General features: G+C 64.7%; 19 protein-coding genes, 1 tRNA gene and 1 pseudogene. 14 read left to right on the top strand and 7 right to left on the bottom strand.

Annotation, left to right across the window (positions count from 1 at the left end; genetic code table 11):
* Nucleotides 1–495: 495 nt before the first annotated feature.
* The 7 genes and pseudogenes from dnaN to JZ792_RS17375 all read left to right on the top strand — a co-directional run bounded on the left by dnaN (nucleotide 496) and on the right by JZ792_RS17375 (nucleotide 11,534).
* On the top strand, nucleotides 496–1,671 hold the full coding sequence (gene dnaN, locus JZ792_RS17405; protein WP_216911516.1) for a DNA polymerase III subunit beta: 1,176 nt from the start codon (nucleotides 496–498) through the stop codon (nucleotides 1,669–1,671).
* Nucleotides 1,672–1,734: 63 nt separating this feature from the next.
* A pseudogene (gene recF / locus JZ792_RS17400) lies at nucleotides 1,735–2,907 on the top strand (DNA replication/repair protein RecF); the annotation flags it as partial.
* A gap of 891 nt (nucleotides 2,908–3,798) precedes the next feature.
* Nucleotides 3,799–4,365 carry a DUF721 family protein gene (locus tag JZ792_RS17395; protein WP_216911515.1) on the top strand — a complete coding sequence of 189 codons (567 nt, stop codon included), beginning with the start codon at nucleotides 3,799–3,801 and terminating at the stop codon, nucleotides 4,363–4,365.
* Nucleotides 4,366–4,539: 174 nt separating this feature from the next.
* Nucleotides 4,540–5,478, top strand: a complete 939-nt coding sequence (locus JZ792_RS17390; protein WP_216911514.1) for an alpha/beta fold hydrolase — start codon at nucleotides 4,540–4,542, stop codon at nucleotides 5,476–5,478.
* A gap of 300 nt (nucleotides 5,479–5,778) precedes the next feature.
* Entirely contained in the window at nucleotides 5,779–7,827 is a 2,049-nt protein-coding gene (gene gyrB / locus JZ792_RS17385) for a DNA topoisomerase (ATP-hydrolyzing) subunit B (RefSeq protein WP_216911532.1), read from the top strand.
* Nucleotides 7,828–7,883: 56 nt separating this feature from the next.
* A complete protein-coding gene (gene gyrA, locus JZ792_RS17380) occupies nucleotides 7,884–10,394 on the top strand; it encodes a DNA gyrase subunit A (RefSeq protein ID WP_216911513.1) in 2,511 nt (836 codons plus the stop codon).
* 39 nt (nucleotides 10,395–10,433) lie between these two features.
* Entirely contained in the window at nucleotides 10,434–11,534 is a 1,101-nt protein-coding gene (locus JZ792_RS17375; RefSeq protein WP_216911512.1) for a DUF3566 domain-containing protein, read from the top strand.
* Nucleotides 11,535–11,601: 67 nt separating this feature from the next.
* Here the strand turns inward: JZ792_RS17375 and JZ792_RS17370 are convergent, their stop codons facing one another.
* The 5 genes from JZ792_RS17370 to JZ792_RS17350 form a co-directional block, all read right to left on the bottom strand.
* Entirely contained in the window at nucleotides 11,602–11,952 is a 351-nt protein-coding gene (locus tag JZ792_RS17370; RefSeq protein ID WP_216911511.1) for a GntR family transcriptional regulator, read from the bottom strand.
* Between the two features lie 756 nt (nucleotides 11,953–12,708).
* Nucleotides 12,709–13,371 (bottom strand): hypothetical protein, encoded by a 663-nt coding sequence (locus tag JZ792_RS17365; protein ID WP_216911510.1) that lies wholly within the window; start codon nucleotides 13,369–13,371, stop codon nucleotides 12,709–12,711.
* Between the two features lie 445 nt (nucleotides 13,372–13,816).
* Nucleotides 13,817–14,500, bottom strand: coding sequence for an HAD family hydrolase (locus tag JZ792_RS17360; RefSeq protein ID WP_216911509.1), 684 nt, complete (start codon nucleotides 14,498–14,500; stop codon nucleotides 13,817–13,819).
* Nucleotides 14,497–15,342, bottom strand: a complete 846-nt coding sequence (locus JZ792_RS17355; RefSeq protein ID WP_216911508.1) for a GntR family transcriptional regulator — start codon at nucleotides 15,340–15,342, stop codon at nucleotides 14,497–14,499. The genes JZ792_RS17360 and JZ792_RS17355 overlap by 4 nt, the downstream gene beginning before the upstream one ends.
* A gap of 295 nt (nucleotides 15,343–15,637) precedes the next feature.
* The gene (locus tag JZ792_RS17350) at nucleotides 15,638–15,802 is read right to left on the bottom strand and encodes a hypothetical protein (protein WP_216911507.1); all 165 of its coding nucleotides are present in this window, start codon (nucleotides 15,800–15,802) and stop codon (nucleotides 15,638–15,640) included.
* Between the two features lie 48 nt (nucleotides 15,803–15,850).
* Here JZ792_RS17350 and JZ792_RS17345 point away from each other — a divergent pair, with 48 nt between their 5' ends.
* The 6 genes from JZ792_RS17345 to JZ792_RS17320 all read left to right on the top strand — a co-directional run bounded on the left by JZ792_RS17345 (nucleotide 15,851) and on the right by JZ792_RS17320 (nucleotide 19,924).
* Nucleotides 15,851–16,114: a hypothetical protein gene (locus JZ792_RS17345; RefSeq protein WP_216911506.1), complete on the top strand. Its 264-nt coding sequence runs from the start codon at nucleotides 15,851–15,853 to the stop codon at nucleotides 16,112–16,114.
* A gap of 2 nt (nucleotides 16,115–16,116) precedes the next feature.
* Nucleotides 16,117–16,461 carry a helix-turn-helix domain-containing protein gene (locus JZ792_RS17340; RefSeq protein WP_216911505.1) on the top strand — a complete coding sequence of 115 codons (345 nt, stop codon included), beginning with the start codon at nucleotides 16,117–16,119 and terminating at the stop codon, nucleotides 16,459–16,461.
* Nucleotides 16,458–18,176 (top strand): replication initiator, encoded by a 1,719-nt coding sequence (locus tag JZ792_RS17335; RefSeq protein ID WP_254189950.1) that lies wholly within the window; start codon nucleotides 16,458–16,460, stop codon nucleotides 18,174–18,176. The genes JZ792_RS17340 and JZ792_RS17335 overlap by 4 nt, the downstream gene beginning before the upstream one ends.
* A 17-nt stretch (nucleotides 18,177–18,193) precedes the next feature.
* Entirely contained in the window at nucleotides 18,194–18,391 is a 198-nt protein-coding gene (locus JZ792_RS17330) for a helix-turn-helix domain-containing protein (RefSeq protein WP_216911504.1), read from the top strand.
* Nucleotides 18,392–18,393: 2 nt separating this feature from the next.
* On the top strand, nucleotides 18,394–19,632 hold the full coding sequence (locus JZ792_RS17325) for a tyrosine-type recombinase/integrase (RefSeq protein WP_216911503.1): 1,239 nt from the start codon (nucleotides 18,394–18,396) through the stop codon (nucleotides 19,630–19,632).
* A gap of 218 nt (nucleotides 19,633–19,850) precedes the next feature.
* Nucleotides 19,851–19,924 (top strand) — tRNA-Ile (locus JZ792_RS17320).
* 694 nt (nucleotides 19,925–20,618) lie between these two features.
* On the opposite strand, the gene JZ792_RS17315 is transcribed toward JZ792_RS17320, so the two are convergent.
* Entirely contained in the window at nucleotides 20,619–21,017 is a 399-nt protein-coding gene (locus tag JZ792_RS17315; protein ID WP_216911502.1) for a YybH family protein, read from the bottom strand.
* Between the two features lie 127 nt (nucleotides 21,018–21,144).
* On the opposite strand from JZ792_RS17315, the gene JZ792_RS17310 reads away from it, so the two are divergent.
* Nucleotides 21,145–21,588, top strand: a complete 444-nt coding sequence (locus tag JZ792_RS17310; RefSeq protein ID WP_216911501.1) for a winged helix-turn-helix transcriptional regulator — start codon at nucleotides 21,145–21,147, stop codon at nucleotides 21,586–21,588.
* 62 nt (nucleotides 21,589–21,650) lie between these two features.
* Here JZ792_RS17310 and JZ792_RS17305 read toward each other — a convergent pair whose 3' ends face one another.
* Complete coding sequence (locus JZ792_RS17305) at nucleotides 21,651–21,989, bottom strand: hypothetical protein (protein ID WP_216911500.1); 339 nt, start codon at nucleotides 21,987–21,989, stop codon at nucleotides 21,651–21,653.
* Nucleotides 21,990–22,006 lie beyond the last annotated feature (17 nt).

The following is a 22,006-nucleotide window of genomic DNA, read 5'->3' as shown; positions in this document are numbered from 1 at the left end:
GCACTCGAGGATGAACATGGGACAAGTTCCGGGTCTCCACAGACGCCTCGTGTTCATCCTCGAGTCACCCCACGGCCATCCCCACGGCACCACACCGTGTGACCTGCGGAAACGGCCTCACTCCACAGATTCCACAGCGCCTACTACTACTTCATTTCTTCTCATTAAGAATCACTCTTGAAAACAGGCTGTGTGGAAACTCGGTCGGAACGCATCGGCTCGTGAGCCACTCCGATTCGAGAAGCAAGGAGGACGGGAACCGAGGCGATGCTCGATCGCGGATCCGGCGGACCCTTCGTCTTGCCTTCGCCCCGGCGGCGAAACGCCCACGAAGTGTCGACAGCGGGTCGGACTATGTACTCGCGACGGACGCGGGTACGGTTTGGTGTCGGTCGCCTGTGCCACACTGCGGGGGCGGACGATCCAGCACCCCTCATGAGAACCACAGCTGACGAGCCGACACGGATCACGGAACTGGGAGAGGAAATTCGGGCGATGGAGCTTGCAAGCATGAAGTTTCGGGTCGCCCGAGAGGATTTCGCCGAATCCGTCGCCTGGGTGGCGCGCAGCCTGCCGTCCCGGCCCCCCGTTCCCGTACTCGGCGGTGTGCTGCTGGTCGCCGATGAGGACGGGCTGACCGTCTCCGGCTTCGACTACGAGGTCTCCGCCCAGATGCGGGTGGCGGCCGAGGTCGCCGGCCCCGGCGAGGTTCTGGTCTCCGGTCGTCTGCTCGCCGACATCACCAAGGCGCTGTCCAACAAACCCGTCGACGTCTCGTTGGACGGGACGCGGGTGTTGATCTCCTGTGGCAGTGCGAAATTCTCACTGCCCACCATGCCCGTCGAGGACTATCCCCAACTGCCCGAGGTGCCGCAGCAGACCGGCGAACTGGCTGTGGATGTGTTCTCCGGGGCGGTATCCCAGGTCGCCGTCGCCGCGGGGCGCGACGACACGCTGCCGATGCTCACCGGCATCCGGGTCGAGATCGAGGGCTCGCGTGTCGTCCTCGCGGCCACCGATCGGTTCCGGCTCGCGGTGCGCCACATCGAATGGAAGCCGAACAACAGCGATATCGAGACGTCGGTGCTGATTCCGGCGCGCACCCTGTCCGAGGCCGCCAAGACACTCGGCCCTTCCGATGCGCCCGTGCAGTTGTCGCTGGGCACCGGTTCCGGCTCCGAAGGTCTGCTCGGCATCGTGAACGGCGGTCGCCGCACCACCACGCGGCTGCTCGACGCGGAATTCCCCAAGTTCCGCCAATTGCTCCCCAAGGAGCACACCTCCATCGCCACGCTCGCCGTGTCCGCGCTGACCGAGGCCATCAAGCGCGTCGCACTCGTCGCCGAGCGCGGCGCCCAGGTGCGTCTGGAGTTCTCCACAGAGGGACTGCTGCTGTCGGCGGGTGGGGACGACGCGGGGCGCGCCGAGGAGTGGATCGAGGCCGACTTCCGCGGCGAATCCCTCACCATCGCTTTCAATCCCGGCTATCTGGTCGACGGACTGTCCGCGCTGCACGCCGATCGCGTCACGTTCGGATTCACCACTCCCAGTCGTCCCGCGGTGCTGTTGCCCGCAGGGGAGGAAGAACCCGAAGTGCTCGATTCGGGTGCCTTCGCGGCGCTCGCCAGCCCGTACATCTACCTGTTGATGCCGGTTCGGCTTCCGGGCTGAGCACCTGTGCACAAACGGGTTCCATCGGGGCCGGGCCGGGTTTCGGTCGCGACGGTGTAGCGCATGTTCATCCGAGCGCTGTCGCTGCGTGATTTTCGTTCCTGGGAACATGCCGAAATCGAGTTATCCCCAGGCCGAACGGTTTTCTTGGGATCGAACGGTAACGGCAAGACCAACCTGCTCGAGGCGATCGGCTACCTGGCGACCTTGGGCTCGCATCGGGTCGCAGCCGACGCGCCCCTCATCCGAATGGGCGCCGATCGCGCTCGGATCGGCGCGACGGTGGTCAACAGCGGTCGGGAACTGCGCATCGACCTGGACCTGAACCAGGGCGCGGCCAATCGCGGCCAGATCAACCGGTCACCGGTCCGCAGGCCGAGGGATATCCTGGGGATCCTGCACACGGTGCTGTTCGCGCCGGAGGATCTGGCGCTGGTTCGCGGCGATCCGGGAGAGCGACGCCGGTTCCTGGACGAGTTGTGCACAACCCGGCTGCCCAGACTCGCCGGTGTCCGCGCCGATTACGACCGGGTCCTCCGGCAGCGCTCCGCCCTGTTGAAAACCGCTGGGCGACAGGCACGGTCGAAATCGGACCTGAGCACCCTCGATGTGTGGGACGGGCACCTGGCCGAACACGCCGCGGTGCTGCTCGCGCAGCGACTGCGTCTCGTGCACGACCTGTATCCCCATCTGACACAGTCGTATCGGTCCATCGCGCCCGAATCCCGTTCGGCCGCAATCGGTTATCGCAGCTCGTATCTGCCGCCCGAATGGCTCGATCCCGCGCGCGAACCGCAGCAGGACGACGCGGTGGCCCTGGAAGCCATCGTGCTGCGCGAACTCGGCGTCGCCCGGACCAAGGAACTCGACCGAGGGGTTTGCCTGGTCGGGCCGCATCGCGACGATCTCGACCTGATGCTCGGGGAGGCGCCCGCGAAAGGGTTCGCCAGCCACGGCGAGTCGTGGTCCTTCGCCCTCGCTCTGCGCCTGGGCTCGTTCGAACTGCTGCGCAGCACCGGCGCGGAACCGGTGCTGCTGCTCGACGACGTGTTCGCCGAACTGGATCGACGTAGGCGTACCGCGCTGGCTCAGGTCGCGGCGGGCGCCGAACAGGTGTTGATCACCGCCGCCGTCGCCGAGGACGTGCCGGGGGAGTTGGCCGCGATGCCGCTGCGGGTCGAGACGAGCGGGGACGCCGCGCGGCGGATATCGCGGATCGCGGAGGGGCCGCGTGAGGAGGTCGCCACCACCACGGCTGCGACCGCTGACGCCGCAGGCGCGGCCGAGCCTGGAGCAGTCGTCACCACCACAACCGACGCCACCGCTGACGGGGCCACCACCGTTGGCGAGGCTGAACCCGCCGGCACGGCCGAACTCAATGACATGGCAGACACCGTTAGCGCGGCCGAGCCCGTTGGCTCGGCCGAGCCAACTGACACGGCCGAACCCGCTGACACGGCCGACACCGTTGGTACGGTCGAATCTGCTGACGTGGCACACACCGCCGAACCCGGCGATTCTCGGTTTGTCCGCAGTGAGGACGATCTTTCCGCCGCCGATCCCCTCGAAGCCGCCGACAACGGAAGCCCGCGCTGAAGTAGTCCCGCGAGCATTCGGTCAGTTTCGGAGGGTGGGTGCCGGTTCGAGCGAAGCGTTGTTCGGACCGCGGACGAATGTGATCTACGTCGAATCTATACACAGAAATGCCGTTGTTTATCCACATCTGGGGATGAAATCGGCGGCGACCCCATCATCTGGTGGTCCGAGGATCACCCCGCCACTATCGAACATCGATCGTTCGAAAGTGGCGTGCCGCGCGCTGTCGGTCACGGCGTGAGCTCCCGTAGAGTTGCCCCGAGATTCGGTCCTGCTCAGCCATGCCCAGTTATCCACAGGGTCTGTGGATAACTGGGCATGGCTGTGGGTCCTCCGCACCTGCGGAATGTGCCCCCGTTCGGACCGCAATCAGATGGAAATACGTGGTGACGGGGGCGAACGTATGTTCGACACAGCTGTTCGGCGGTGCTTCGACCACCTGTTTCCGGTCGATGCGGGCCGTGCGGAGGCTGGGGACAAAGTAGGCGGAACTGGGGACAAACCCGGTGCGAGGGCGGACGGAGTGTGCCGATGACCGACCAGTCGGAGCCGAACTCGGGGGCCGAGCAGCCCGGGGGAGAGCCCGAATTGCGCGGGATCGATCTGGCCCGTCGCGCCTTGGAGGAGGCCCGTGCCGCCGCACGTGCCAGCGGTAAATCCGTCGGACAGGGTCGGGCTTCGCCCAAACGGCTGCGGACCGGGGCGCGGCGGCGTACCGGATGGTCGGGCGCGCGTCCGGACGAGCGTGATCCCCAGCCCCTGTTCAAACTGGCCGGGTCGATAGCGAAGAACCGTGGATGGTCGGCGAAGGTCGCCGAGGGAATGGTTTTCGGGCGTTGGTCCGCCGTGGTCGGGGAGGACATCGCCTCGCACGCCAACCCGGTCACGCTCAAGGACGGCGTGCTGAGCATCGCGGCGGAATCCACCGCGTGGGCCACACAGCTGCGGATGTTGCAGTCCCAGATCCTGGCGAAGATCAATGCCGCCGTCGGCCACGGCGTGGTGACCTCGGTCAAGATCTCCGGACCCGTCGCGCCGAGTTGGCGTAAAGGGGAGCGGCACATCAGGGGACGCGGTCCGCGCGATACCTACGGATAGGCCCTCGGGGCTGTGGCATCTATCTGATACTTGATGTTACGTTTACTTGGATATCCACAGGCTCGGCGTGACCTCGCGCGAGTTTCACGTGGAACGCTCCGATTCCGACGTCGCGGTCCCGGCTTCTCGTTCTCGACTCGCGCCCGGCGTCGAGCGAGTACCGGAAGGTGAACCGTGACCACCACGCATACCGGCCCGTTCCCGGCGGCGCCGACGACGATCGTTCGCCGCGGCCATATCGACCTCGCCGTCTTCGAGACGGGAGATCCGGCGGGTACCCCGGTCCTGCTGGTGCACGGCTGGCCCGACACCCATCTGCTCTGGAACCGCGTCGCCGAACATCTCGGCACGCGGCATCGCGTCATCGCCTTCGACAATCGCGGCGCGGGTGCGAGTACGGTGCCCGCCGCGGTCGATTCCTATCGCGTCGAGGAACTCGCGGCCGACATTCTCGCCGTGGTCGAGGCGTTGTCACCGGACAGGCCGGTGCACATCCTGGGCCACGATTGGGGTTCGGTCGTCGGCTGGGAACTCGTCGCCACCCCCGGCACCGCCGACCGGATCGCATCCTTCACCTCGGTCTCCGGACCCAATCTGGATTTCCTCGGCGCGTACCTGCGCGGTCCGTTCTCCTTCGCGCGTCTGCGCGGCGCGGTGACCCAGGGTGTCGCATCGTCGTATACCGCGGCCTTCCGCGTTCCCGGTCTCGCCGATCCGGTGCTGCGCGCGCTGTCGACCCGGTGGCCGCGCTTCCTCTCCCTCTTCGACGGACTCGACCCGGCGCTGGTGCACACCGCGCCGACGTTGCGCGAGGACATGCTCAACGGTTTGGCGTTGTATCGCGCGAATATCGGCGTGCGCCTGCGCCGTCCGCGGCCGCGACGCGTCGAACTGCCGGTGCGACTGATCGTCTCCACCGGTGATCGGGCCGTACGCCCGGTGGTCAACGACGAGGCGCCGCGCTGGGTCCCCGACCTCACCCGCATCGAAATCGCGGCGGGCCATTGGTCGCCGATCTCGCATTCGGTCGAGTTGGCACAGCTCACCGCCGATTTCATCGCCGAGATCGCCCGGCGCGGGGCCGGTCGCGACGCCGCGCGCGAGGCCCGATAGCGCGGGATCATCCGTGGCTCGGACTAGTGCGGCCTGAACGGTCGGAGACGTTGATCAAACCGCGATTCGGCTGACCGGACTCGTCGCCGGTCGTTTTCTCGCAGCCACGGAGCCGCCAGGGGTGTCGTAGGTGCGTTGTGGCGCGGGCTTACCAGTAGGATGGTGGAGTAACTAGCGGCGAATTTCGGCGCGTTCCGCTCAGCGCACGTGTGGCACCCGTATTTCCTGGCCATACCTGTGCTGTGACGATCGCCGCGCCGGGGATCAGCAAGTAAGGAGAGCTACCGACCAGTGGCTGCCATGGACTCCAACGAATCGGGCTCGACCAAAGCGACATCGGCTAAGCAGGATTACGGCGCCTCCTCCATCACGGTCCTGGAAGGGCTCGAGGCGGTTCGTAAGCGCCCCGGTATGTACATCGGCTCCACCGGCGAGCGAGGCCTGCACCATCTGATCTGGGAAGTCGTCGACAACTCGGTCGATGAGGCGATGGCCGGATACGCGAGTCAGGTGAATGTCACCCTGCTCGCCGACGGCGGCGTCGAAGTGCGTGACGACGGTCGCGGGATCCCGGTGGAGATGCACGCGTCGGGTATCCCGACCGTCGAAGTCGTCATGACTCAACTCCACGCGGGCGGCAAATTCGACTCCGACTCGTACGCGGTGTCGGGCGGTCTGCACGGTGTGGGTATCTCGGTCGTCAACGCGCTGTCCAGCCAAGTCGAGCTCGAGATCGACCGCGACGGGTTTCACTGGAGTCAGACCTACAAGGGCGCCAAACCCGGAAAACTGGTCAAGGGCGAGCCGACCACGAGAACCGGTAACACCACCAGGTTCTGGGCGGATCCGGACATCTTCGAGACCACGACCTACAACTTCGAAACCGTGTCTCGGCGTTTGCAAGAGATGGCGTTCCTGAACAAGGGCCTCACCATCACCTTCACCGACGAGCGGGTCACCGATACCGACATCACCGAAGAGGTCGTCAGCGAGACCGCGGACGCGCCCAAATCGCATGCCGAGGAAGTCGCGGCCGCGGACGTCGTCGTGCACAAGGTGAAGACCCGCACCTATCACTACCCGGGTGGGCTCGAGGATTTCGTGCGCCACATCAACCGGACCAAGCAGGCGATCCACAACTCGGTCGTCGGTTTCACCGGTAAGGGCACCGGGCACGAGCTCGAGGTCGCGATGCAGTGGAACTCCGGCTACTCGGAGTCGGTGCACACCTTCGCCAACACCATCAACACCCACGAGGGCGGTACCCACGAAGAGGGGTTCCGCGCGGCGCTCACCACGGTGGTCAACAAGTACGCCAAGGACAAGAAGCTGCTCAAGGACAAGGACGGCAACCTCACCGGCGACGATATCCGCGAGGGTCTGGCCGCCATCGTGAGCGTCAAGGTCGGCGAGCCGCAGTTCGAGGGCCAGACCAAGACCAAACTGGGCAACACCGAGGTGAAGTCGTTCGTGCAGAAGACCTGCAACGAACACCTCACCCACTGGTTCGAGGCCAATCCGGCCGACGCGAAGACCATCGTGAACAAGGCGGTGTCCTCGGCGCAGGCGCGGATGGCGGCCCGTAAGGCTCGCGAGCTGGTGCGCCGCAAATCCGCCACCGATCTCGGTGGTCTGCCGGGCAAGCTCGCCGACTGCCGGTCCAAGGATCCGAGCAAATCCGAGATCTACATCGTCGAGGGCGACTCCGCGGGCGGCTCGGCCAAATCCGGGCGCGATTCGATGTACCAGGCGATCCTCCCGCTGCGCGGCAAGATCATCAACGTCGAGAAGGCGCGGATCGACCGGGTCCTCAAGAACAACGAGGTCCAGTCGATCATCACCGCGTTCGGCACCGGCATCCACGACGAGTTCGATATCGCCAAACTGCGCTATCACAAGATCGTGCTGATGGCCGACGCCGACGTGGACGGCCAGCACATCTCGACCCTGCTGCTGACCCTGCTGTTCCGTTTCATGCGGCCGCTGGTCGAGCACGGGCACGTCTACCTGGCGCAACCGCCGCTGTACAAGCTCAAGTGGCAGCGCTCCGAGCCGGAGTTCGCCTACTCCGACCGTGAGCGCGACGGTCTGCTCGAAGCGGGCCAGGCCGCGGGCAAGCGGATCAACAAGGACGACGGCGTCCAGCGCTACAAAGGCCTCGGTGAGATGAACGCCAAGGAACTGTGGGAGACCACCATGGATCCGGCGGTGCGGGTACTTCGTCAGGTGACGTTGGACGACGCGGCCGCGGCCGACGAGCTGTTCTCCATTCTGATGGGCGAGGACGTGGAGGCACGTCGCAGCTTCATCACCCGCAATGCCAAGGATGTTCGCTTCCTCGACGTATAGCCGGTGTGAATTCCGCTGCGATCAACCTTTCACGCCAGGCCATCTAAGGAGTCCGCATGACCGAGACAACGCTGCCCCCGAGCGGCGGTGCAGGCGACCGGATCGAGCCGGTCGACATCCAGAACGAAATGCAGAACAGCTACATCGATTACGCGATGAGCGTGATCGTCGGGCGTGCGCTGCCCAATGTCCGCGACGGACTCAAGCCGGTGCATCGCCGCGTGCTCTACGCGATGTACGACAACGGCTACCGGCCCGACCGCGGCTATGTGAAATCAGCCCGTCCGGTCGCCGAGACCATGGGTAATTACCACCCGCACGGCGACGCGTCGATCTACGACACCCTGGTCCGCATGGCTCAGCCGTGGTCGCTGCGCTACCCGCTGGTCGACGGTCAGGGCAACTTCGGTTCGCGCGGTAACGACGGCGCCGCCGCCATGCGCTACACCGAGTGCAGGCTGACCCCGCTCGCGATGGAGCTGCTGCGCGAGATCGACCACGAGACGGTCGATTTCATCCCCAACTACGACGGTCGCTCCCAGGAACCGACGGTTCTCCCCAGCCGGGTGCCGAACCTGTTGATGAACGGTTCCAACGGCATCGCGGTCGGTATGGCGACGAATATCCCGCCGCACAACCTGAACGAACTCGCCGAGGCGATCTACTGGGCGCTGGAGAACCACGACGCCGACGAGGAAGCCACCCTCGCGGCGTGCATGGAACGGGTCAAGGGTCCGGACTTCCCGACCTACGGCCTGATCGTCGGCGGTCAGGGCATTCACGACGCCTACACCACCGGTCGCGGGTCGATCCGTATGCGCGGTGTCGTCGAGATCGAAGAGGACGCCCGCAACCGCACCACCATCGTCATCACCGAACTGCCCTACCAGGTCAACACCGACAATTTCATCAACTCGATCGCCGAGCAGGTCAAGGACGGCAAGATCGCGGGTATCTCCGATATCCACGACGAGTCCTCCGATCGCGCCGGGATGCGGATCGTGGTCACCGTCAAACGTGACGCCGTGGCCAAGGTGGTGCTGAACAACCTCTACAAGCACACCCAGTTGCAGACCAGCTTCGGCGCGAACATGCTCTCGATCGTCGACGGGGTGCCGCGCACGCTGCGTCTGGACCAGATGATCCGGTACTACGTCGACCACCAGTTGGACGTCATCATCCGGCGCACCCGCTACCTGCTGCGCAAGGCCGAGGAACGGGCCCACATCCTGCGCGGCCTGGTCAAGGCGCTCGACGCGCTCGACGAGGTCATCGCGCTCATCCGGCGTTCGGCCAACACCGACACCGCGCGCACCGGCCTGATGCAGATGCTCGAGATCGATGAGATCCAGGCCACGGCCATCCTCGATATGCAGCTGCGGCGCCTCTCGGCGTTGGAGCGGCAGAAGATCACCGAGGAACTGTCCAGGATCGAGGCCGAGATCGCCGATCTGAAGGACATTCTCGAGAAGCCGGAGCGTCAGCGCGCCATCGTCCGCGACGAACTCGCCGAAATCGTGGAGAAGTACGGCGACGAACGACGTACTCGCATCATCGCCGCCGACGGTGACGTCGCCGACGAGGATCTGATCGCCCGCGAGGACGTGGTCGTCACGATCACCGAGACCGGTTACGCCAAACGCACCAAGACCGACCTCTACCGTTCGCAGAAACGCGGCGGCAAGGGCGTGCAGGGCGCGGGTCTCAAGCAGGACGACATCGTCAAGCACTTCTTCATCAGCTCGACACACGACTGGCTGCTCTTCTTCACCAACAAGGGCCGCGTCTACCGCGCCAAGGCCTATGAGCTGCCCGAAGCCAACCGCACCGCGCGCGGTCAGCACGTGGCGAACCTGCTCGCTTTCCAGCCCGACGAGCGGATCGCGCAGATCATTCGCATCAAGTCTTACGAAGATGCCCCGTATCTCGTGCTCGCCACCAAGAATGGCCTCGTGAAGAAATCCAAACTGTCGGATTTCGACTCCAATCGCAGCGGCGGCATCGTGGCGGTCAACCTGCGCGACGAGGACGAACTGGTCGGAGCCGTGCTGTGTTCGGCCGAGGACGACCTGCTCCTGGTCTCGGCGCAAGGGCAGTCGATCCGTTTCTCGGCCACCGACGAGGCGTTGCGTCCGATGGGACGCGCCACCTCGGGCGTGCAGGGAATGCGGTTCAACGCCGATGACGAACTGTTGTCGCTCAATGTCGTTCGCCCCGATACGTATCTGCTGGTCGCCACCTCGGGTGGTTACTCCAAGCGGACCGCGATCGAGGAGTACACCGCACAGGGACGCGGCGGTAAAGGCGTGCTGACTATCCAGTTCGACGCCAAGCGTGGCACCCTGGTCGGTGCGCTCATCGTCGACGATGACGATGAGCTCTACGCGATCACTTCGGTCGGTGGCGTCATCCGTACAGCGGCAAGGCAGGTTCGTAAAGCCGGACGCCAAACCAAGGGCGTGCGATTGATGAACCTCGCAGATGGCGATACCTTGCTTGCAATCGCGCGCAACGCCGATGAACCCGACCTCGCCGGTGACGACAGCACCGGATCTCCAGACCAGTAAATCCACAGCGGCGGCAAAGAACGGATCTAAGGATTCCCATTGACCACTCCGAATCAGCCGAATGACGAGCGGCAGCACACGAACGGTGTGACCGAACGGATCACACCGTCCCCGATTCCGCCGCGGCCGAACACTCGGCCGGTCTCCTCGGCCGAGAACGGGCAGCAGGGTGCGGGGCAACCCGGACAGGCGCCGAACAACGCCGCACCCCAAGGTGGCCAGCCGCACGAAAACCAGGAGCCGCCGTCGAACCAGTCCGGCAAGGACGGGTTCGACCAGGCCACGGTCCGGATGAACAATCAGGGCGGCGGGCAGCCTCCGAAACCGTCGGAAGGCGGTGGGGAGCCTCCGCAGCAGCAGGGCGGCGGCGGCCAGGGCGGTCAGTCACCGTTCCAGGACGGCTGGTCGCAGCTGCCGCAGCGGGAGCCGCAGTCCAACCTGTACCGGCCCGGTCAGGCGCCGGTCACCGGTAGGCCGAGCGGCGCGGGCGGGGGCGGTGGCCTCAACGGTGGTGGTCTCAACGGCGGCGCCACCAACGCCCGCACCACCGCGGACCTCGCCGCCAAGGCGGCTCGCAAAGAGGCCGCGATGGTGAAATCCGTCGGCATCGATGGCCCGACCCGCAGTATCGCGCGGCCGGAACTCATCAAGGACATGCCGGATCTGTCCGAGATCCGGCATCCGCTGCCGCCCGGTGAGAGCGGCGGACAGCCGCCGATGTACCAGCCGCCGATGTACTCGCCCGCGGCACCGGTCGCGGTCGCCGCGGCCGCCGCCGGCGAACCGCTGCGGGCCACCGTGCAGATCCGGCGTATCGACCCCTGGTCGACGCTGAAGATCTCGCTGGTGATCAGCGTGGCGCTGTTCTTCGTGTGGATGCTCGCGGTCGGCCTGCTCTACATCGTGCTCGAGGGTATGGGTGTGTGGGAGCGGCTGAACAACACCTTCACCGACATGGTGTCGCAGGACAGCGGTTCGGCGGGCCTGATCGACGCGGGCACCGTCTTCGGTTACGCGGGCGTCGTCGGCCTGATCAACGTGGTGCTGTTCACCGCGCTCGGCACCGTCGGCACCTTCATCTACAACCAGTGCTGTGATCTCGTCGGGGGCATCCAGGTGACCCTCGCCGATCCGGACTAGTCCGGAAGCGAACACACGGCCGGTACTCGCCCACGAGGCGGGTGCCGGCCTTCATCGTTTTCGGCCGTCAATGGGGCTGATCGGCTTCGAGCCGTTCCAGCCGTGCCGACAGATCAGCCGTGCTGGCCTGGAGCAGTCGGATTTCCTCTCGGATTTCCTCGATCGTCGTCCCGGCGACCTCCTCCGGCTGCCTGTCGGCGACGAACACGCCGACCGCCGGGGTCGCCACGACCCACCCCTGGTCCTGAAGCAGATGAACGGCCTTCTGGACGGTGCCGAGCGCGACCTCGAAATAGTCGGCGAGACGGCGGTTTCCGAGCAGTTTCGCGCCCGGGGCCAGGCTACCGACCCGAATGTCTTGCTTGATCTGTTCGGCGACTCGCTCATACGCGGACATTCCGGCGCGGTCGGGGTGCATGCGATGAGTGTAGGGAGACCGACCTCTACCGATATGGATCGACTTGCGCTGATACACACTGATCTAGATCGCAGAATCCAAGTCCATTCGGACGTGATCCACGATGGCCGCGCAGTTTCGGCAACATCCTCCACGCACTGTCTGCGGGACGCGCGGCGATTCGATGGTGACGATCCGCCCGCTCGGTGCGGCGCTTCCGCATTGTGGTGAGCCGAGGACAACGTCTCTACCTGCCGTTTTGGTTAGTGGAGGAGGGTTGGGTATTGTATGTCCGGTCGGTCCACGAGAGTCTGTTATGTGAATCGGCGATGAGATACGGGCCTATAGCTCAGGCGGTTAGAGCGCTTCGCTGATAACGCGGATTGTGCCAACGCCTCATTCCCTCTCAATACCTCTGAACTGCATCTATCTGACGTGCGGTGTGATCCGGTACCAACCGATATCAACACTCCTGCTGTCTTCTTGCTGTCTCGATTCCGGCGGATGGTCGACAGACTGTCCGCCGGTTTCGTATGTGCAGGACCGCGCGGGTTCTTGGCTCTGGTTGGTGGTGGCCTGTGCACAAAAGGGCTGGCGTCGTCTGCCTGCCCCGTAGGGCCTGCCCTTCGCGCGCGGAGGCTCGCGGGTCAAGAGTCGGCGCGCCGATCACGTAGTGACGCCGTAGGCGCTCTTGAGGCGTGAGGGGCGCGGGAACACAATGCAGGCGACCACCAGCCAGAGCCAACCGGCCGACGGCCGGTAGGGAGACCGACTGCGCTAGGGGGTCCTTCCGCCGCCAGCTGCTTGACCGAAGAAGAATCCAAGGATCAGCAGGAAGCCGCTCGCCAGGATCTCCGGTATATCCGTGTGACTGTACATAGCGCCGACAATTGCCAATGTCAGAATCCCAAGCAAGACCGCTCCGACGAGCACTGCTACTGGTTCCCGATCCAGCATCAGTTTCCAGCGTTGCCAGTTCCGCTCCTTCATCTCGGCGTCGTGAATCGCTTGCCGCATTTTTTCGTTGGCGTCGGCCGATCTGGCCTCAAGCGCAGTCTTCTGTTGCTCGGCGGCAAATTCTGAAATCAAGTTTGAGAGTTCAAGCCTTAGCTGCGGATCTTGAACCTTGGCTTCAACAGCGACTTTGAACTCATCTACTTGCTCCTGCTGGTTCAGGTCTGCTATCAGTCGCCTCACGACGTACTTTGTAGGCCGCAGGCTAGGCCCAACTGCCTCGCGCAGCCGTCGAGCCTTATAGCTAGCGTTCGATAGCGGCTGCCCCTCCAGGTCCGACCAGCCGCGAGGGAAGTTTCGAAGCATCTCGTCCGCGGTCCGCAACTGGGCTAGATCCATTCGTCTGATCTCGCGGCGTGACAGCCCATTTGCCTCCATCAGCGCACCAATGACAAGTTCGGACCTGTCGTCGGACGCCTCATCCACCCCGTTGCTTTCCAATCCCCGCTCCCATCACTGAATTCTGTTCAAAGAGGAGCATAGGCCGATCATTCGCCACGGTAGCCGTCACCACAGCCAGGCCCCACGATCGGCGCCGGCGGATTCAGTGAGCGAGTTGCGGGAGACCAAGTCGGGGACGGCTGGCGTCGTGCCCAGCACTGCTCGGTGAACGAAAAAGCGGCCAGCTCTGGAGAGTCTGCGTGCTGCCACGTCGCCGAAGCGGATGCCGGAACACGCGAACAGGTCCATATGCGCTCCGGCGGCCAAGCGCTGCCGACGCGCCGCCGCACCGGTGGCCGAGGAGCCTGCGACGAGGACGCCGCAGTGCTGCGTGGCGCGGCGGCGGCGCGTAGCGCCGCCGGTGCGCTCTTGATCCTATATAGGCAAATTCGGCAGCAACCTGCTTAAGGCGACGGGCGTAGGCACATGCTCATCCGGAAACTGTCAGGCTGCGAAGTGCATCGAGGAGCACGGACATGCCGACGATGGTCGACGCGGGCGAGTACTGCGCAAAGCGTTCAGCCTTCCCGGGCTTGTTCGCGAAGCCAATGGCTGGAACAGCTGCGGCGTGGGCAGCCTTGAGGTCGGTGACTGAATCGCCGATGAAGGTCGATGCGTCGGGTTGAACGTCAAGAGCAGTCAGAGCGTCGGAGAGTAGGTCAGGGCTGGGCTTCAGGCGGGTTGTGGCCGATCGCCGAGCGAAGATGCCCGAGACGTGCTGGTGCATGCCGTGCGCCGTCAGATATGCGTTGATCGCGGCTGTTGAGTTGTTGCTGACGATGGCTACAGAGCCACCCGGCCGTAGGGCTGCCAGGCGAATAACGTTGTGCGCGTCGATTGTTGGCGTCGCTCGACCGACTGCCTGAACCTCGATCTCGGTGAGCTTGGCTTCGACGGCGGCGGCGACAGCGGGGGAGAGATCTGCCGCATACTCGAGCAGTTCGAATGGGTCGGAGGTCGCGCGGAGATGCGGCGGTAGCGGACTCCCGAACGCTCCTTCGAGTTCTTGTGCGGCATGGCGGCTGGATATGCCTGCGAAGACCGAGCAGACGGGGCCGTCGAAATCGAGCAATAAGCAGGGTCGGCCGCTCAGCAGTTGGCGGAGGTCAGTCACGGGGTGTAGTCCTGCGCGACGGAGTTCCAGATGCTGTCGAACCACAGTTGAGACTGGGCCACGAACTGGCTCCCGCTGGAATCCGGGTCGACGTCGCGGGAGTGATGGAACAGCGTGGCGTCCTTGCCCATGAGATCCCAGATCGGGACGTCGTCTCCGTCTAGCGGCACGGCGTGTTCGATCACCGGGTAGTACCCGAAGAACGTCTGTTCACCGTTGAGGATGTACAGCTTGAACAGGGGTACGGCTGGATAGGTTCGGATCTGCGCTGTCGCGCTGTCGACGAGTCCGAGTCGCCCGAGTTCGGTGACAGATTCGACAACCGCGGTGCCGTGACGCTCCATGATTCTGGCTGCCCGTTTGCGAAAGGCAGGGCTGTCCTCGAGGTTGTCCACTCTGGCGGGCAGGCTCCACGGGCGGGAGGCATCGGGAACGAGGAGCCTGACCGTGAGATTTTCCGGTCGTAGGCGACCTTCCCGTATTCGGTCGAGCGGTTCGGCAATGGCTCCATGCAGCGTCTCGCCGGAGAACCCTGCAAAATCGACAGTGACGCTCGTCGCTTCGAATGCCTGCTCGATGTGGGGTCGCAGTCCGACGGGACGTTCTGTACGTTCCCGGACAAATGTCCCGCTTCCGGCCCGGCTCACTACTAAGCCCTCTTCGCGAAGCGTGCGGATAGCGGTTTCTGCGGTGGCTTTGGCCACGCCGAATCGCTCAACGAGTTGAGGCCCAGACGGTATCCGCTCGCCGGGTGCGAACTTCCTGGTCAGTATCGCGGCTCGAAGGATGTTCGCGATCTGCTGGGAGGCAGGGCGGGGGTCATCAGGGTCGATTGCGTCCATCGTGCCAGCTTAAACCCTGCTCCCTAGGCAAATCATGTAGCTCTTGACCTCCCTAGGGAGCTCGGCCTAAGCTGGAAGCTACCTAGGGAGCCTAGGGTGTACGCGATGGCAGCGGGGAGTCTCAAATGTCCAGTCGACCGAATGTCGTTTCCATAGTCGTCGAACGTCGTCCATCGCGTTTGAACGACGCGGGGTTCTGCATCTACTGCCTGTTTCCGGACTGCCGTACGGCGCGGTGCATCGCTCAGTACGCGGTGTCGGAGTGGGCGTTGTGCCCGGAGTGCGGTGGTACCGGCTATGTCGGGGGTGATGTCGATCCGGAGAACGCGTCGCGTCGGTGCACGTGCTGGGGCGGGCTGATGAACGCCGAGGACGCGTACCCGTTGACGGCGGAGGTGCTGGCGAAGATCGCGGCGATGCGCCCGGAGCCGGTGCCGGAGCGGCCGGGTAGTCGGATCATGCCGGGTTCCTCGGTGAGTTGGGGGCTGTGATCGTCATGGATACGAACGTGATCACCGGGGCTGGCGGGGTCGTGGAGTCGTTGCGTCCGTCGCGGGTGAATCCGGCGGGTGTGTGTCGGTACTGCCTGCGTCCCGGCTGCGTGGACGTGTCGTGTGTCGAGATGTACGAGGCGACGGCGTGGACGGTCTGCGTGGTGTGTGGCGGTACGGAGTACGTGAACGGTCACCTCGATCGGGAGGACGCGGGGGAGCGTTGCTCGTCGAGTCGTTGCTACGGCGGTCTGGTCATGTGGCTGGGTAAGGGGGCGTGATCATGGCTGCGAATGCTGTTCTGCGTGAGGCGATCCTGAATGCGGGGATGACTCCGGGGATGTTGGCCGAGCGGGTGTGCGTGGATGCGAAGACCGTGCAGCGGTGGGTGGCGCAGGGGCGTCGTCCGCATCCGGTGACTCGTCACGCGGTGGCCTGCGCGGTGGGTCGGTCGATGGCGGAGTTGTGGCCGCTCGACGACGCGGTACCGGTTGCGGCGCCCGTGGCGGGTTCGGGTGTGTCGATGGCGGATGTGCTGGACCGGTTGCTGATCGTGGCTGCTCGCCTGGACCGGTTGACCGAACGTCTGGAAGCGGTCGAGAAGGCTCATGCGGCGGTGGCGGCATGACAGCGATCGAGACCGAACCCGGCGCAGCTGTCGAGCGTGAGACAGCGGCGGACCGACGCGCGCAGTTGAACATGGTCGACCTGGCCCACGCTGCGGCCGAGAAGGTCGGGTCCTGCCGTCGTCCGCTGGCGATGCTGGCGACCGACGAGACCGGCAAGACCGACTACGTCCCGGTGCCGTGCAAATCGACTCTCGAATGCGTCTGCCCTGCCTGCGCTTTGCGGGCTCTGCGACTTCGTCAACAGCAAGCCCACGAGGGCTGGCATATCCAGGAGGAACCCGTGACCGAGAAGAATCAACCCACCCGCCAGCAAAGCGAACTCGTCGACGCCCGCGCGTCGCTGGTCCTGGAATACGCGGCGGCCAAGGAAGCCGAAGACGTGTTCGCGATGGAAGGTATCCGCGCGGTCGTCGCCGACCTGGACCAGGAACTGCGCGACTCCGGTGTGCGTGGCAAGTTCCCCGCGCTGGACCCGGAACCGAAACCGGTCCGCAAGCGGTCGACCAGTCGGCGCCAGGCGGCCCCGGATCTGCCGCGTAAGAAGGTCGCCAAGACCACGGTCGGGCGGGTCTACAAGGGCAAGTACCGGCCCTCGATGTTCATCACCCTCACCCTCCCGTCCTACGGGCGTATCCACCGCGACGGGGCCGGTGTCGACGAGAAGGGCCGACCGGTCTCCGACGGCGCACCGGTCGACCCGCAGTCCTACGACTACCGCCGGGCCGCCCGCGATGTCATCCACTTCGCCGCGTTGTTCGACCGGTTCATCCAGAACTACCGGCGCGCGTCCGGCCGTGATGTGCAGTACTTCGCCACCGTCGAACCCCAACGACGCGGCGCCCCACACATCCACATCGGAGTCCGCGGTACCGACCCGCACGCGCTGATCAAGGAGATCGCTGCCGCGACCTATCACCAGGTGTGGTGGCCGCACTTCGACCAGGAGGTCTACCAGGGCGGGCGGCTGCCCTATTGGGACTACACCGCCAACCGGTTCCTCGACCCCGACACCCACGAACCGGTACCGACCTGGACCGAAGCCCTCGACGTGATGGACACCGTCGACGAGTTGGAACCGGCGCATGTGATCCGCTTCGGTACCCAGATCGACTCCAAGGGCGTGCTCGGCGGCACTGAGGAAGCCTCCCGGCATATCGGTTACCTGACCAAGTACCTCACCAAGTCCATCGGTGACGTGATCGAACCGGCGTCGCAGCGCGCCGCCGACCACTACGACCGCCTGCACGAGGAGCTGTGCAAGACCCCGTGCTCGCCCTCGTGCGGGATCTGGTTCCGCTACGGCGTCATCCCCAAGGGTGCCAACGCCAAGACCATTCCGGGCCTGTGCAAGGGCAAAGCCCATCGTCGCGACACCCTCGGGCTGCGGGGCCGTCGAGTGCTGGTCTCGCGCAAGTGGACCGGCAAGGATCTCGCCGACCACCGGGCCGATCGCCTCGACTTCGTCCGCCAACGGCTGGCTGAGGTCGGGATCGCGCCGGAGGTCGTGCAACGGATGAAGATCACCCCGGTCGAACCGGGTGACCCGAACGTTCCCGCGCGTGAGCACCTGATTCTGCAATTGGTCGCCCAGAAGCTCAAACAACAGCGTGAATACGACCACGCCTCGATCGCGTTGGGCGAACGGGGCGATCCGGTTTCACGTGAAACCGTTGTGCAACAACAAGATTCGACAGACGGCCATTCGGCCGCGTAGATAGGGGAGGAAATCCGATGCGCATTTCGAATGCGGAGCGTGCGACGTACACCGTCGAGGAGGTTGCGCAGCTGCTCGACCTGTCCCGGAACAACGCATATCGCGCTGTTCGCGACGGGGAGATTCCGGCGAAGCGTGTGGGGCGTCGGTGGGTCGTTCCGCGTGAGCTGTTCCACCAGTGGCTCAATGACTGCTCGACGCGAGAGGCGGCGTAACCATGGGATTCATCGACAAGACTGCGGCGGGGAAGTGGAAAGCCTTCTGGCGTGAACCGTCCGGGGTGCAGCGGTCCAAGACGTTCACCACCGAGCGGGAAGCCAAGACGTTCTTGGCTCAGGTCGACGTGGCGAAGTCGACCGGTACCTACGTATCGCCTCACGCGGGCCGCACCAAGTTCGGGGATCACGCGCAGCTGTGGGCGGCGACCTGGAACAACGAACGCACGACCAAGAGTCGTGACGAGTCGATCATGAGGACTCATGTACTGCCGCAGTGGGGCCAGTGGCAGCTAGGGCGAATCGATCACCTGTCGGTTCAGAAGTGGATCACCGAACTGTCGCAGCGTCGATCTCCGGCGACGGTCGCGGAGTGCAAGCGGCTGATGTCCGGCGTGATGCGTTCGGCAATGCGTAATCGCCTGGTCGGCGTCGACCCGACCGAGGGGGTGAAGGTGCCGAGACGGCGGGTAACCGACACCGACGACGCGCGCATCCTCACCCGGCACGAGGTTCGGCAACAGCTGCTCCCGGCGGTCCGGCCCGAACGACATCGGGCGCTGGTGATGGTGGCTGCCTTCGCCGGTCTGCGATGGGGCGAGGTCGCGGGCCTGTGTGAGGACGCGGTCGACCTGGGCGGGGGAGTGGTGCGGGTGGTTCGTACGGTCACCGAGGTATCGGGGCGTACCGAGTTCAAGCCGTTCCCGAAGTCCGCGGCCGGTCGGCGAACGGTCCCGCTGCCTGCGTGGGTGGTGGCGGAACTACGGGCGTACATGGGTGATAATCCGACCGGTGAACGCGGGTTGATCTTCCCGAACGATGCCGGTGCGCCGCTGCGGCGTGGATTGTTCCGTTCGCGGGTCTGGCGACCGGCGTTGGTCCGGGCGGGACTTCTCGGTGAGGTGTCCGAGGTCGGCGACGAGTTCGAGGCCGTGTGGATGGATTCGGACGGCTTGGTGAACTCCGAACTGTTCGGCAAGTCCGAGCAGGCGATCAGGCACGTGGCGGTTCATGAGTCGGGCGGCCTGCGGTTCCATGATCTGCGCGATTGCTACGGAACCTGGTTGGCCGATGATGGGGTGGAGCCGCACAAGATCGCGAAGGTGATGGGGCACGAGAAGATCACTACGACGATGCAGTTCTACGTTCGTCGCCAGGACGACTACGACGCGATTCGTGGCGCGATGGGTGACGACGAGGACGACGGCGGGACAGCGGGTGTTGGCGCGGTTCGCGGGTGATGCTGCCTTCTCGCTGCCTCCTCTGGGAAGGCTGGGGCGTCCAGGCTGCGAGCCGAAAGGGGAGGGATCATCTGTGAGCGGGGCTCCTCAAGCTGTTGGAGGCCTGCCGTCAGGGCCTCTACCAGCCGTTTTGGCGAGAGGAGAGGGGTTGGGTATTGTATGTCCGGTCGGTTCATGGAACAAACCCAAGTGCGTGACATGAACTGAAAATGACACACGGGCCTATAGCTCAGGCGGTTAGAGCGCTTCGCTGATAACGAAGAGGTCGGAGGTTCAAGTCCTCCTAGGCCCACAATAGTTTTTCTTATAAACGCTGATCAGAGCACATTTCAGGCCCGTATTCAGGCGAAATTCTGTCCGATTCCGATGACATGGCTGATGTCGCGCGCCTGATGTGATGGCCACACCAAGTCACGAGAATCATCCGAGCATCCCCGCTCAGTCGCCTGGTAGGTTTTCCCAACTTATTGTGCTGATGGAGCTGTTCCTGGCGGCAGCACATCGGAGCAAGCTGCGCGGTGGCGTCTTAGGCCTTGCGTAGGTTCCGAAACGGCAGGCGGTGACCCGGGGGCGGTGGACGCTTTCGAGGGTTGCGCGGCACAGGTTTGTCTCGCGGCATGCCGAGTGCGCGAGGTTGTCGATACGGTTCGATATCGGACCTGGCATAAATTCGTGACTGCGAATCACCGGTTGCTCACCTGCTCAATAGGATTCGCTTGCGTGCAGGTCGGTCGTCGCCGGAGCATCCTGAGGCGAACCGCGGAGATCCCATACACACCGGTCCCTGGCTCGAAGCGGGGCCGCCGGGACCTGACGTTCTCGACGGTCGCCGTTTCACCACCCTGACGAGGCGCAGCCCTACATCTCTCCTTGTGAGGGCTGTGCCCGCAGGTGATTCGGACTCGCGTTGCTGATGGATGGAATCCCTCGAACGCAATCGTTTCCAGCGAAGTCAGGCCGGGAGTGGGCGGGGTGCCCGAATTCGATCAGGCCTGGTCCTGGTCAGGGATGAGCCGAGCCCCGAAGGGGTTGTCGACCACGATCTTCCAGCTGTCGTCGATCTGGTGGCGCAGGGTTGCCACCGACAGTCCGCTCTGGGTGATCGGGGTGCCGTCGGGACCGGTGCCGCTCATCGTCCACGGAGCGATGTGTACGGCGGTGTCGCCGGTGATCATGACCTCGTGGCCGTTGTCGTAGCGGAAATCGGGTTGCACTGCGGCGAAGGCAGCGAACCCGGCCCGCAGTTGCTCTTGGCCCCGTACCGGCGCACCGGGTTCGAAGGCGACAACCGCGTCGTCGACGTAGAAGGACATGACGGTGTCGATGTCACCGCGTTCGAGCGCGGTGGTCATCGCCGAGACGGTGTCGATCACGTTCTGCTGCATGAGGATCCCTGGGGTTCGAGTGCTGAGGAGACGCCGCTTCGCGTGTTCGAACAGTGCGTTCGAACAGTGGCCGACCGACCATACATCAACATTTCGATAATGCAAATGTATGAGGTATCCTGGGGGCATGAAACGCGCGGTGGGAAAGTCGACGTGCCCGATGAACATGTTCCTCGAGGTGTTCGGGGATCCGTGGACCTTGCTGGTGCTGCGCGACATGCTGCTGGTCGGCAAACGGCGCCCGGTGGAATTCCTCGATTCGGCCGAACAGATCTCGACCAGCGTGCTCCTGGACCGGCTCAAGCGCCTCGAAGCCGCGAACCTTGTAGCGCGGGTGAGCGGCGGGGAACGCAACCAGGTCCACTACGTCCCGACCAGTCGAGCCGTGGACGCGCTGCCGGTGCTGTTCGAGATGGCTCTGTGGAGCATGGAACACGAACCGGAGGCTCGACCGCTGGAGCGGGTGATCACTCGTATCCGTTCCGATCCCGAGGACTACATCGCCGAGATCCGCGCCGAACTCGAACGCGAAATGAGCAAGACACCCGCACCTGGTCACTCGCAGCGGTAAGTGGCGGCGATCTCGCATCACCGAGTGGCGTCGAGGCAATACTTTCTCGTCGACCGCGACTCTCAGCGGCGGCTGGCCAGTTCGCCGGTGCGCCAATAGTGGCTCATGGCTGTGAGGACGTCGGGTTGCAGCATGGGTTCGGGGCGCAGTTGGAACGCGACACCCCGAACGTCGACGAGGGTGCAGTGGCAGGCTTTCTCGACCCGTACGTCACCGGGGCCCAGGGTCTGGGTCCACTCGTCGTCGGCGGCGGCGCTGAGCAGGTATTCGGCGACCTCGTCCTCGCTGGGTGTGACCCCGCGCCAGGACAGGACGTAGCCGTCGCCGGTCAGGGTGGGCCACAACCGCAGGGCCAGGACTTCGGCCAGTGGGCCGGGGGTGTGGCACAACAGGGTCATCACCCTGCCGAGGGTCTCGT

The organism is Nocardia noduli (assembly GCF_019038455.1).
Taxonomy (GTDB): Bacteria; Actinomycetota; Actinomycetes; order Mycobacteriales; family Mycobacteriaceae; genus Nocardia; species Nocardia noduli.
The sequence above is the reverse complement of the archived record's forward strand: the minus strand, read 5'-3'. Positions and strand labels throughout refer to the sequence as shown.

What these genes read in the sequence shown, in the direction of transcription:
- dnaN (WP_216911516.1), top strand. Translation starts at nt 496, where the DNA reads ATGGAGCTTGCAAGCATGAAGTTTCGGGTCGCCCGAGAGGATTTCGCC.
- JZ792_RS17395 (WP_216911515.1), top strand. Translation starts at nt 3,799, where the DNA reads ATGACCGACCAGTCGGAGCCGAACTCGGGGGCCGAGCAGCCCGGGGGA.
- gyrB (WP_216911532.1), top strand. Translation starts at nt 5,779, where the DNA reads ATGGACTCCAACGAATCGGGCTCGACCAAAGCGACATCGGCTAAGCAG.
- gyrA (WP_216911513.1), top strand. Translation starts at nt 7,884, where the DNA reads ATGACCGAGACAACGCTGCCCCCGAGCGGCGGTGCAGGCGACCGGATC.
- JZ792_RS17370 (WP_216911511.1), bottom strand. Translation starts at nt 11,952, where the DNA reads ATGCACCCCGACCGCGCCGGAATGTCCGCGTATGAGCGAGTCGCCGAA.
- JZ792_RS17355 (WP_216911508.1), bottom strand. Translation starts at nt 15,342, where the DNA reads ATGGACGCAATCGACCCTGATGACCCCCGCCCTGCCTCCCAGCAGATC.
- JZ792_RS17350 (WP_216911507.1), bottom strand. Translation starts at nt 15,802, where the DNA reads ATGATCCGACTACCCGGCCGCTCCGGCACCGGCTCCGGGCGCATCGCC.
- JZ792_RS17340 (WP_216911505.1), top strand. Translation starts at nt 16,117, where the DNA reads ATGGCTGCGAATGCTGTTCTGCGTGAGGCGATCCTGAATGCGGGGATG.
- JZ792_RS17335 (WP_254189950.1), top strand. Translation starts at nt 16,458, where the DNA reads ATGACAGCGATCGAGACCGAACCCGGCGCAGCTGTCGAGCGTGAGACA.
- JZ792_RS17330 (WP_216911504.1), top strand. Translation starts at nt 18,194, where the DNA reads ATGCGCATTTCGAATGCGGAGCGTGCGACGTACACCGTCGAGGAGGTT.
- JZ792_RS17325 (WP_216911503.1), top strand. Translation starts at nt 18,394, where the DNA reads ATGGGATTCATCGACAAGACTGCGGCGGGGAAGTGGAAAGCCTTCTGG.
- JZ792_RS17315 (WP_216911502.1), bottom strand. Translation starts at nt 21,017, where the DNA reads ATGCAGCAGAACGTGATCGACACCGTCTCGGCGATGACCACCGCGCTC.
- JZ792_RS17310 (WP_216911501.1), top strand. Translation starts at nt 21,145, where the DNA reads ATGAAACGCGCGGTGGGAAAGTCGACGTGCCCGATGAACATGTTCCTC.